This is a genomic window from Dulcicalothrix desertica PCC 7102 (genome assembly GCF_003991905.1).
In the GTDB taxonomy this organism is placed as follows: domain Bacteria; phylum Cyanobacteriota; class Cyanobacteriia; order Cyanobacteriales; family Nostocaceae; genus Dulcicalothrix; species Dulcicalothrix desertica.
In genome coordinates this window covers 137591-148650 of sequence record NZ_RSCL01000004.1, presented here as the reverse complement: position 1 = coordinate 148650, position 11060 = coordinate 137591, and the positions used below count along the sequence as shown (strand labels likewise).

The following is an 11060-nucleotide window of genomic DNA, read 5'->3' as shown; positions in this document are numbered from 1 at the left end:
GGAGTATTAGTTGACTCCTAATAGTTCGACATCGAAAATTAGGGTTGAGTAAGGTGGAATTACGCCACCTGCACCGCGCGCTCCGTAACCTAGTTCGGATGGGATGATTAATTTACGGCGCCCACCAACTTTCATGGTGCTGAGTCCTTCGTCCCAACCTTTGATAACTTGTCCACGACCTATGTTGAATTTGAAGGGTTGACCACGGTCGCGTGAGCTATCGAATTTGGTACCGTCTTCTAATGTACCTGTGTAGTGTACTTGTACTGTTTGTCCTGTTTGGGGAGTTTCACCTGTACCCTCTTGGATTTCTACGTATTTTAGTCCAGAGGGAGTAGTGATAATATTTTCGTCTGACATGTCTTTGCTCGCTATTAAGGTGTTGCTTTCTATGTTTGGTGTTGTTTGTGTGATAACAGGTGTAGGTTGACTGATTTGAGCAGCTTTTGCTTCTGCGTTATTGCCACCGATTTGCGCTAGTACTAGAACTACAACGCAGACCATCATAATACCCACACTAAGAAATATCGCTTTCAACTTAAAACCCTCCTTTGGAAGTTATGAGTTATGAGTGCTGAGTGCTGAGTTATGAGTACGACAAAATTAAGTTTAAATCAGAAACGGTATTTATGAAAAAACTTCCCTCTCCTCTATCTTTAGAAGAGGAAGTAAATAAGTACTAGATGTTATTAATTTTACTAGGTTTATTTCTTAATAATTCTTTCTGTATGTCCTAATAGTCTCTGTGGTAATAAAAAAATAACAATATCAGTGCACAGGCTTTTCGGCCTGTGCTACAAGATTATTTCCACATTTTATTTTCTAGGTCGCGTACTTGACGCTCTAAACGGTCTATTCTACCGCGTAATTCGTCTACTTCTGATTGACGTGCTACTCCTAAATCTTGCATCATGTTTCGCATTTGACGCTGCATGGTGGCATCCCAGTTACCTTGCTCAGATTTCATTTGCTGCACCATGTCGTCCATTACTGCTTTCGCTTGCTCTGGGTCGAGTTTTCCGTCTTTGACTAATCTGTCACCAGCTTCTTTGATTTTTTCTGCCATTACTGAGGTTGTGCCAATACCAAGCATTAATAGCTGCTGCATCCAATTGTTGTTATCCATACCTTTTTCCTATTGTTTTTTTTTAAACTAGCTGGTTATTTGTAACTACCGTCAAGTTATGCTAATCGCTAGTGTCTCTAGACTACAGCTCTATTGTGGCAAACTAAAATAGGTAAATGTAAGTGCATGGTTATCGAGTTACTCAAGTTTAAAGTCCCTTCGCAACGGCGCGAAATATTCATCTCATTGGATGATGAAATATGGACAACTGCACTAGCTAAGTATCCTGGGTTTCTCGGTAAAGAAGTATGGATTAATCCAAATGTACCTGAAGAAATAACCTTGGTGATACAGTGGGCTACTCGCGAACAGTGGAAAGCTATACCAGAAAAGGATTTAGAGCCAATATATCAGCAGTTTGATACCGCTCTTGGCTTTGCTTACCAAATGGTGGAGTCATCCGAATATCAGGTTCGGAAATTTCTCCAGATGTAAATTGTTTATTAATGGGGGAGGAGTGCCAATTTTCCCCCGGCGCCAAAATGCTATTTATCCGATTTTTTCTGGGCACTATTCGATGTAATGGTACCTATATTAGGTAAACTCAATCGCGCTGTTGTGTCTATTCTGCCAGTTACTCGATACCCTAAATCGAGTACTGATAAGTTACTAATTGTCTGTGGTACTCTAAAGTTGAACGCAAGTCTTGTGGGAACCCCAGGCGCCAGTTCAATTAATGCTCTTTCAGATGCACGCTGATATTGGTTAAACTGTAAACTACCTGCTGTGTAAACATTTCCATCAGTGTCTACAAGACGTGTTTGATAACTATCATATCCGGCGCCAAAGCTGATTTGTCGATGTGTATCTGTAAAATTTGTAACTATCACATCACAAGTTACCCTTGTACTACTACTACGCTGACAAGGACGGGGTTCAAAAGAAATGTTAAATCTTCTATCTACTTGTCGTGTGGTGGCAGATTGCTCTGGTGCATTCTGGGTTGCACCTGGGACTGTATAAGCAATTGCTATTAAACTCGATACTATGGCTATTAAACTTTTAGCGTACATGGCTTTTACTGATATATAAGAAAGCAACCTTATTTTGACACAAGTGTGAAATAGAAACACGTGTATCGACATTAAAACTTTAATGCGCGTATTTACTCAGATATCATTCAAGCAGTACGTATTTCATCATACTTTGCACGCACAAGTTGAATATCTTGCCACATCTGCCATTTTGGACCACCTCGGTCGCGCGTAGGGTTACGCAATAAATAAGATGGGTGGAAAATTGGCATACAAAATCTTCCTTCCCACTCTATCCATTTACCACGAATACTTGTCATTGACCCTTTGTCACCAATTAGACCTTTTACTGCTGTTGCACCTGTCAAAAGGATTATTTTTGGGTTAACTAAGCGAATTTGTTCAAATATATAAGGTTTGCAAGCTGCCATTTCTTTGGCAGTTGGCACCCGATTCTCTGGTGGTCGGCATTTATTTATGTTACAAATATAAACATCTTGCTCAGTATCAAGTCGAACTGATTGTAAGATTTTTTCTAGAAGTTGTCCCGAACGGCCCACAAATGGTAAACCTGTTTCGTCCTCGTTTTGCCCTGGCGCCTCTCCCACAATCATAATGTCGGCATTGAGATTTCCGCGTCCGACAACTGCATGAGTACGGGTATCTCCTAATCCACAACGGTGACACTGATTACAATGTTGTGCTAATTGAACCATGCTTGCATAAGTACCAGCAGGGATAGGAATTTTGGCATCAGTTGGAATTAAGTCGTTAATTCCAGGACTTAGACTTGGTTCTGAGAGATTGAAGAGGTTGAGTTGATCACTACTCATGAAACTTTATTTTACGGGCAAAAGCACCGGGTATCAAATTATAGTTTAACTAGAAACCTGGTTTCTTTGTCGATATCGTGTAATAAAAACAATGATTTTGCATAGAAACCAGGTTTCTGCCGATTTGTCGTATGTATAACAATTTTAAATCTTTTTGGTCAGATAATTACAACTATCTCAAAAATCGGTCATTATAAAAGTAATGTCATTTTAGAGTATGGGGGTTAATTAATGATAAATGCCCCACTTTTTCAAGACCGCACCCAAGCTGGTGAAAAACTAGCGGCACTTATTCAAGCTGAGTTAATGCAACATCCGGTGGATGCAACATGTAACAAAATTGTTTATGCACTACCACGGGGAGGACTACCAGTTGCTTCACCAATTGCAAATGCCCTTTCGTGTCCTTTAACGGTTTTAGTCTCTAAAAAAATTACCCACCCCAATAACCCAGAGTTAGCAGTAGGCGCCGTCACTGCATCTGGCGAAGTATTATGGATGGAGCAAAAAACCTTTAGCTTTCGACCAGAGCGTTGGCGAGAACAAGCTATGGAAACAGCTATTGATAAAGCCAAATCACTAGAATCACAATTTCTGCCATTTTGTCCAGAAGTTAATCATCAAGGCGCCATACTAATTTTGGTCGATGATGGTATCGCCACGGGAATGACTATAGCTGTCGCAGTCAAAGCACTAGCAAAACTTGAACCCGCACAAATTTGGTTAGTGGCGCCGCTAGCACCACCATCGATGATACCTTGGTTACAAGAATGGTGCGATAGTATACTACACGACTCAAAAATTAACCATCGTGTCATAGTACTTGCAACACCCGAACAATTTGTTAGCGTTAGCAGCTTTTACTTCAAATTTCCACAAGTCCCAACATCCGAAGCATTAGAATATTTGAAGGTTAAAAGTTAGCGCGTCTGTGTTCCTTTTATAATTTCTTCATATTGTACTGCTTTCGCATAATCTCCCGAAGCATAGCAAGCAGCCTTCAAACTCGCAAGCGCCTGTTCTTCGCTCTTAAGGTCTTTCATCTCTTGTGATAAATTTAAACGTTCTTCATAATACTTAATCGCATTAGAGTAATCACCTAAAGCTTCGTAAGCAACTCCCAAGCTTCCTAAAGATTGCTCCTGACTACGTTTATCTTGTGCTTTTTCAGCAACTTTCAAACGTTCTTCATAATACTGAATAGCCTGTGGATAATTGTTTAAAGCATAACAAGCATTACCCAAATGTTTAAGTACCTGAATGACACTACGATGATTATTAAGCGTGCGTGCTATTCTTACACAATCTCTATAACACTCAATTGCCTTCTGGTAATTTCCTAAAGCATACCAAGCATTACCCAAGTTCTTCAAAACTTGTTCTTCTGCAAAACTATCTTTGAGTTCGCGTACTAGCTTAAGACTTTGCTCTTTATATTCTATTGCTTGCTGTAGATTTCCATTCGCCTTATACACAAGCCCTAAATTATTCAGTGCGGCAACTTGACTTTTTTTATCACCGCAAGAACGTGCAATATTTAAACAGTCTTGCAAATATTCAGTTGCTTGCTCATAATTACCTATATGACGGTATGAATTGCCTATGTGGGATAATGATTGTAGTCGCAAACGCACGTCATTGATTTCTATCGCCAAAGATAAACATTGCTGTGAGTATGATATGGCGCCTTTGTAATCACCTGAATTATACGCAACTAGTATCAAAGAACTAATCGCTTGTGCTTGTAAATGGGAGTTGCCAAAAGCTTGAAACAATGCTAATGATTGTTGTAAAGATTTAGTTGCAGCAACAAACTCACCGGCTTGCTGGTGTTGAATACCTTCGCATAATAGTGTGTATGCTTCAGATGAGTAGTCATCTAGTTCTGACATTAGTATTTCTGCTGGTACTTGTTGATACTCGTGGTTAATTGTGCCGCGCTGTCTAACATTCGGATATACGGTTCTTGACTGCACCTGAATCATCTCTTCTGTAATGTTGTTACATCCGCTTTCCACATTCAACCACCCTGATTACTCTTATTTTTTAGTTTTCCCAGAAATAGTTATTTTCTCTCATCCCACATAAAATACCTGTCTTAAGTTATATTAAAGGGTGCTTTTTGATGATGCGTATTCTGGCGCCTGTTTGAAAATGATATTGACTTTGATTAATATTACCTATTCATCGGAATATTTTCATTCCACACATATTCAAATTCGGCTTCAGTAATTTCAAACTCTTCCAGATTATCATCTTTAATCGGCTGGTCACTTAACCGACCATAGTCATCACTGAAATGTTTTTTGTCGTAGGACAAGACATTGCCGTTTTCGTAAAGTTCTATTTGCCTATACGTGTAAGCATTTTCACCTATTTCCAAGAAGTAGGTACTTGTACCCCATGCATCAAAATCTCCACCTAAAGGCACCGTCCAGAACCACTTATAATACCGCATACGCAATACTCCCACAACATTACTTTCATAATTTTACTTGAAATTTAAGTCGCGCAATAATTCTCTAACTTCCATTAATATTTTTCCTAGCATATTTTTACCGCTGCCGTCTTGACCGCAACCCCAATAGTAATCACGAGGTGCATTTTCAACTAATTCTTCATTTGAAGTACTTAGTAAAACTTCACATATTTCTTTATGCGTTTGAAATTTGCGTATAACTGCTGCACGCATAACATCATCTTTAACTACTTCCCAATCTTTACGTAGTGGACGAGTGCGTTTACGACCCTCGGAAGCTGCCTCATTGGGTGTTTTACAGTTACGGATTTGTTCTAAATGTGGAGTTCCGACAAACTTTTGCGCTTGAAAATAATGTTCGCTTGTTTGCCAATACAATCCATCTAGCTCAAAACCATGCGTTGAAAAGTTGGAAAAACATCCATATTCTCCTTGAGTACTATAAAAATAGATAGTCATCATCTACCCTACGGTATACCATTGTACTAATATATAAAATTAAATTGATGCAGTCAAACGCTGTCGCGACATGAAACTTCTTTAGCTTCGTAAAAACGACACCCTTCACAAGGTCCGCTAGGATTAACCGCACAACGAACGTAGCCAGAACGGGCGTTATACTGGCAGCTAATATCACCAATCAAATAACCTACACCCTCAAGATAGTAACGGTCATGTTCTAATGGTCTTGGATGCTGTGGTACGCGGCGCCCCGAAGTAAAGGTATTAGCTGCCTGTCTAATCCGCATTCGCGTGCGCCACTGAGCTTTGCGAATTATCCACAGTGAAAACAATGACGGCAAACAGCCGATAACAAGGACTAAAAGTGTTTTTAACACTGGAATTTCACCTCTTTGATTACGCGATATTAAGCTAATTTTTAAACAAGCTTCGATTCGCCATTTTACCCAGCATAACTTTTACATCCCTTGGGGTGCATGTAGGTTAAACATTTATTTAAACATCTATTTGAATATTTTTTAATATTTATGTACTATTTAATGAAAAATTATAGTTTGAATTTAAGGGCATTACTTTAGGTAGTTTCGCTGTGACGCAGGTACGATACGCTAAATGAAGGAGTAGGGAGCATAAGATATGGACAGTAATGAAATTGCAAGTACTTTAACCAAATTATTTGATACGAGTGTAAATGCGGTGGCGCCTGGTTCTTGGCAAGTTGAGACACCAAGCTTTCGGTTGCTGGTACTACTTTCGGATGATGGAAGCTGGTTTCGTGCATTACTGCCAATAATGCCAATTCAAGAAGCGCAACCTTTTTTACAGCAGTTGCTCGAAGCAAACTTTGACGATACACATGCGTGTCGCTATGCTTTACACCAAAATGTTGTGTGGGGAGTGTATCAGCATTTTACCAACACTTTAACTACACAAGATTTTGAAGACGCAATCGCAAAACTCGTTTCACTTCAGGAAACTGGTTTGAATGATGTTTTTGGTAACTTGGTAGAAAGTCGTATTCAACTTATTGTCAAAGCTGCGAAACAGCAAGGGCAAACTTTAGAAGCAACGATGCAAAACTTAGACCGCTTTTATGCGGAAGGTTTGATGGGTGAAATTGATGAATCCCCTGAAGTGCGTCAGAAAACTCTTACTGCATGGCGCCGTCAACTCGAACGTTTATGGGATGAAGTAGCATAAATATAAGATAAATCAATGAATATCATAGAAACCCTCAAGGCGGATTATCAAAGATTTCCTGATAATCAAACTTATTCTATTTATACTCCAGATGTTTTCTTCAAAGACCCTTTGAATAAGTTCAATGGTCTTTGGCGTTACAAGCTGATGATTAAATTTATCGATACTTTTTTTCTCAATTGCAAGATGGATTTGCATAATATCTCTCAGCATTCCGATACCATCAAAATGGAGTGGACGTTAAATTGGAATACTCCTTTGCCTTGGAAACCTCATGTTGCCATTAATGGGTGGAGTGAATTAAAGCTTAATGCCGAAGGTTTAATTTGCTCGCATATCGACTATTGGAACACTTCGCGTCTTGATGTGATTAAACAGCACTTTCGCTTCCACTAATATTGAACAGTCTTAGAGAATTTAGTCGATAATGTAAATAAATGTAAACAAAGCGACTGGCAGGACAGAATCATTCCATGCGTGTAATTTTAATGACAGGCAAAGGCGGCGTAGGTAAGACATCTGTCGCTGCTGCTACAGGGCTTCGCTGCGCTGAACTTGGCTATCGTACCTTAGTGTTAAGTACAGACCCTGCTCACTCGCTAGCAGATAGCTTCGATATTGAGTTGGGACATGAGAGAAAGCAAATTCGTCCGAACTTGTGGGGCGCCGAACTAGATGCGTTAATGGAGTTAGAGGCAAACTGGGGAAGTGTAAAGCGTTATATTACCCAGGTATTACAAGCGCGCGGTTTAGATGGAGTGCAAGCTGAGGAGTTAGCGATATTACCAGGCATGGATGAAATTTTTGGCTTGGTCAGAATGAAGCGTCATTATGATGAAGGCGAGTATGATGTTTTAATTATCGACTCGGCGCCAACAGGTACAGCGTTGCGACTGTTGAGTTTACCTGAAGTTAGTGGTTGGTACATGCGCCGCTTTTATAAGCCATTTCAAAATATATCAGTTGCGCTTCGACCTTTAGTAGAACCTATATTTAGACCAATTGCGGGTTTTTCGTTACCAGATAGAGAAGTAATGGATGCTCCGTATGAGTTTTATCAGCAAATTGAGGCATTAGAAAAAGTCTTAACTGATAACACGCAAACAAGTGTACGGTTGGTGGCAAATCCAGAGAAAATGGTTATTAAAGAATCGCTGCGTGCCCATGCGTATCTAAGCTTATATAATGTGGCGACAGATTTAATTATTGCAAACCGTATTATTCCCGACGAAGTGCAAGACCCATTTTTCCAACGCTGGAAAGATAATCAAAAACAGTATCGTCAAGAAATTCACGATAATTTCCATCCTCTGCCAGTCAAAGAGGTGCCATTATTCTCTGAAGAAATGTGTGGCTTACAAGCTCTTGAGCGTCTTAAAGATACACTCTACAAAGATGAAGACCCTGCTCAGGTTTATTATAAAGAGAATACGATTCGTGTCGTTCAAGAACCAAATCAACAGTATAGTTTAGAGTTATACCTACCAGGAATTCCTAAGAATCAAGTTCAATTGAGTAAAAATGCTGATGAATTAAATATACGTATTGGCAACCATCGCCGCAATTTAGTCTTACCTCAAGCATTGGCTGCTCTACAACCTACAGGCGCCAAAATGGAAGACGACTATCTCAAAATACGCTTTGGCAACGGATAATTAGCGGATGTAACGGATTAATTTGTTACATAATGGTTAAGTACAATCAACTATCCGTTACATCCTTTATATCCGTTGCAGTACTTGTACTGAAGACAAATTTGTTCAAAAAATCTGACAATAGTAGTCATATTTTTGTTGTTACCTTTTTATCTCAGTACAGGCAATGACTCTAGCTAGTGATTCAGATTTACGTCTTAATATTGAGCCGACTAAACTGCTACATTCTATTAATGATAGGATTCGTAAGCTTTTAGAGTTACCAAATATTCTCAAGGTAGTGGTAGAAGAGTTGCGTCTATTTCTCACGACTGACAGAGTAATGGTCTACAAGTTTCATGCTGACAATAACGGGCAAGTCATAGCTGAATCTCTAAACGAGAATAAATTACCTTCATTACTAAATTTAAATTTTCCAGCAGATGATATTCCTGCTCATGCGCGTGAATTATTCGTGCAGTCAAGGATTAGCTCGATTGTGAATGTCGATACTGGACAAATTGCTCAGAACCCTATGAATTTTAATGGGATGAGCGCCAGTCAGCGTTCAGTTGACCCTTGTCATGCAGAATATTTAACTGCAATGGGGGTACAGTCTTCTATTGTCGTGCCCATACTTTATCATGATCAGCTTTGGGGACTGCTAGTATCGCATCATTCTCAACCCCGCTTAATTTCTAACGTTGAAGTTGATACAGTGCAAACAGTTGCTGATTTGCTTGCAGTCGTGATTGCTTATATTACTCCACTACAAGAAGCGCGTTTGAAAGCTCATCGTGAAACGATAATCAATCACATTGCCGACCGACTTCATTTATTGCCAGATATGGATTTACAGACAGCTTTAGAAGAAACGGTTACTGCTTTTGATGGTTGTGGGGGTAGATTATGTATTTGTTCAGAAACTATTCATCAAACTGATACATTACAAAGCTTTATTGAGTGTTTGACAGACGCTACAAAAATTAAAGTTTATCAAATTGGTAAGCAACCAGTTGTTCCCAAGATTGCGAAATTTGACATAATAGAACAATATAGCGCTTGGGAAGAACATTATAAAGGACATTATAGTGTCTGGGCAATATCAGATATATATCAAACGCCCGAACTGCGAAACTTACAAATTGCCTTTCAAGCCACTAATATTCGTAGTATTTTAATGATACCGTTGATGTATCGTTCGCAGCTACAGGGTTATTTGAGTGTTTTTCGTGACAGCTATGAGTCTGAAACCCTTTGGGCAGGTGAGTTTGACCCTGATGAACGACAACGGTTACCTCGACAATCTTTTGAAATTTGGCGCCAGTCCAAACAGCTACAAGCAAAACAATGGACTTCCGATGAAATTACACTTGCAGCGAGCATAGGACATCAATTTGCTACAGCTACATATGAATATGAGCTTTATCAAAAAGTAAATTATTTTAATTTCAATCTCGAAAGCCAAGTTCTGAAACGTACATTAGAACTCACAACAACATTACAAGAATTAAAACAAACTCAAACTCAACTTATTCAAACTGAAAAAATGTCAAGTCTGGGTCAGCTTGTAGCGGGAATTGCACACGAAATTAATAACCCCGTCAATTTTATATACGGTAATATTAATCACGTTCATCAATATGTAGATGACATACTTGGCATTTTAGATTTATATCAGCAAAATTGTTCAACTGATATACCAGAAGTAATTGAACGTGCAGAAGAAGTTGATTTAAATTTTATCGTCGAAGATTTGCCCAAAATGTTGTCTTCCATTAAACTGGGAACAGATAGGATTCGGCAAATAGTATTATCACTGCGTAATTTTTCTAGACTCGACCAAGCAGAAGTTAAGCCAGTGAACATTCATGAAGGAATTGACAGCACACTAGTAATATTGCAACACCGTTTGAAAGCGAAACCCGAAAGTCCAGCAATTTGCATCATTAAGGAGTATGGAGATTTGCCACCTGTAGAATGCTATGCAGGACAAATAAATCAAGTTTTTATGAACGTTTTGAGTAATGCTATTGATGCTTTAGAGCAACAGCGAGAATCAAAAAAAAATACAATTACAATTAGCACTAACATCAGCCAATTTTCAGATAATAGACCCAGCGTATTAATTTCTATTGCTGATAATGGATGTGGAATACCAGAACATGTAATTAAGAAAATCTTTGACCCATTTTTCACAACCAAAGAAGTCGGTCAAGGTACAGGTTTAGGTTTATCTATTAGTTACCAAATCATTGTCGATAAACATAGCGGTACCTTTAAATGTAAATCCCAACCAGGAGAAGGAACAGAATTTTTAATTCAAATACCAATCAAGGTGTAGAGACGTTA

General features: G+C 39.0%; 14 protein-coding genes. 6 read left to right on the top strand and 8 right to left on the bottom strand.

What is annotated here, in order from left to right; genetic code table 11:
• Window positions 1-6: 6 nt before the first annotated feature.
• Window positions 7-537, bottom strand: a complete 531-nt coding sequence (locus DSM106972_RS09890; RefSeq protein ID WP_127080545.1) for an FKBP-type peptidyl-prolyl cis-trans isomerase — start codon at window positions 535-537, stop codon at window positions 7-9.
• A gap of 265 nt (window positions 538-802) precedes the next feature.
• Entirely contained in the window at window positions 803-1126 is a 324-nt protein-coding gene (locus DSM106972_RS09885; protein WP_019494866.1) for a phasin family protein, read from the bottom strand.
• Window positions 1127-1252: 126 nt separating this feature from the next.
• Between DSM106972_RS09885 and DSM106972_RS09880 the strand changes: the two genes are divergently transcribed.
• Window positions 1253-1561 carry a TIGR03792 family protein gene (locus DSM106972_RS09880; protein WP_127080544.1) on the top strand — a complete coding sequence of 103 codons (309 nt, stop codon included), beginning with the start codon at window positions 1253-1255 and terminating at the stop codon, window positions 1559-1561.
• A 50-nt stretch (window positions 1562-1611) separates the two neighbouring features.
• Here the strand turns inward: DSM106972_RS09880 and DSM106972_RS09875 are convergent, their stop codons facing one another.
• Window positions 1612-2139: a hypothetical protein gene (locus tag DSM106972_RS09875; protein WP_127080543.1), complete on the bottom strand. Its 528-nt coding sequence runs from the start codon at window positions 2137-2139 to the stop codon at window positions 1612-1614.
• Between the two features lie 107 nt (window positions 2140-2246).
• A complete protein-coding gene (locus DSM106972_RS09870) occupies window positions 2247-2933 on the bottom strand; it encodes a uracil-DNA glycosylase (protein ID WP_127080542.1) in 687 nt (228 codons plus the stop codon).
• Between the two features lie 231 nt (window positions 2934-3164).
• On the opposite strand from DSM106972_RS09870, the gene DSM106972_RS09865 reads away from it, so the two are divergent.
• On the top strand, window positions 3165-3857 hold the full coding sequence (locus tag DSM106972_RS09865) for a phosphoribosyltransferase (protein ID WP_127080541.1): 693 nt from the start codon (window positions 3165-3167) through the stop codon (window positions 3855-3857).
• Here the strand turns inward: DSM106972_RS09865 and DSM106972_RS09860 are convergent.
• From DSM106972_RS09860 to DSM106972_RS09845, 4 genes are all read right to left on the bottom strand, one after another.
• Entirely contained in the window at window positions 3854-4918 is a 1065-nt protein-coding gene (locus DSM106972_RS09860) for a tetratricopeptide repeat protein (protein ID WP_127080811.1), read from the bottom strand. The two genes, DSM106972_RS09865 and DSM106972_RS09860, sit on opposite strands and share 4 nt — an antisense overlap.
• Before the next feature lie 191 nt (window positions 4919-5109).
• Window positions 5110-5391: a DUF6881 domain-containing protein gene (locus tag DSM106972_RS09855; protein WP_073620633.1), complete on the bottom strand. Its 282-nt coding sequence runs from the start codon at window positions 5389-5391 to the stop codon at window positions 5110-5112.
• 33 nt (window positions 5392-5424) lie between these two features.
• Window positions 5425-5871: a riboflavin biosynthesis intermediates N-glycosidase gene (gene ybiA / locus DSM106972_RS09850; protein WP_127080810.1), complete on the bottom strand. Its 447-nt coding sequence runs from the start codon at window positions 5869-5871 to the stop codon at window positions 5425-5427.
• 53 nt (window positions 5872-5924) lie between these two features.
• Window positions 5925-6251, bottom strand: a complete 327-nt coding sequence (locus DSM106972_RS09845; protein ID WP_127080540.1) for a DUF6464 family protein — start codon at window positions 6249-6251, stop codon at window positions 5925-5927.
• 259 nt (window positions 6252-6510) lie between these two features.
• Between DSM106972_RS09845 and DSM106972_RS09840 the strand changes: the two genes are divergently transcribed.
• The 4 genes from DSM106972_RS09840 to DSM106972_RS09825 all read left to right on the top strand — a co-directional run bounded on the left by DSM106972_RS09840 (window position 6511) and on the right by DSM106972_RS09825 (window position 11052).
• On the top strand, window positions 6511-7074 hold the full coding sequence (locus tag DSM106972_RS09840) for a type III secretion system chaperone family protein (protein WP_127080539.1): 564 nt from the start codon (window positions 6511-6513) through the stop codon (window positions 7072-7074).
• Between the two features lie 15 nt (window positions 7075-7089).
• Entirely contained in the window at window positions 7090-7470 is a 381-nt protein-coding gene (locus DSM106972_RS09835; protein WP_127080538.1) for a C6orf136 family protein, read from the top strand.
• 77 nt (window positions 7471-7547) lie between these two features.
• Window positions 7548-8729 (top strand): TRC40/GET3/ArsA family transport-energizing ATPase, encoded by a 1182-nt coding sequence (locus tag DSM106972_RS09830; RefSeq protein ID WP_127080537.1) that lies wholly within the window; start codon window positions 7548-7550, stop codon window positions 8727-8729.
• A 166-nt stretch (window positions 8730-8895) separates the two neighbouring features.
• Window positions 8896-11052, top strand: coding sequence for a GAF domain-containing sensor histidine kinase (locus tag DSM106972_RS09825; protein ID WP_127080536.1), 2157 nt, complete (start codon window positions 8896-8898; stop codon window positions 11050-11052).
• Window positions 11053-11060 lie beyond the last annotated feature (8 nt).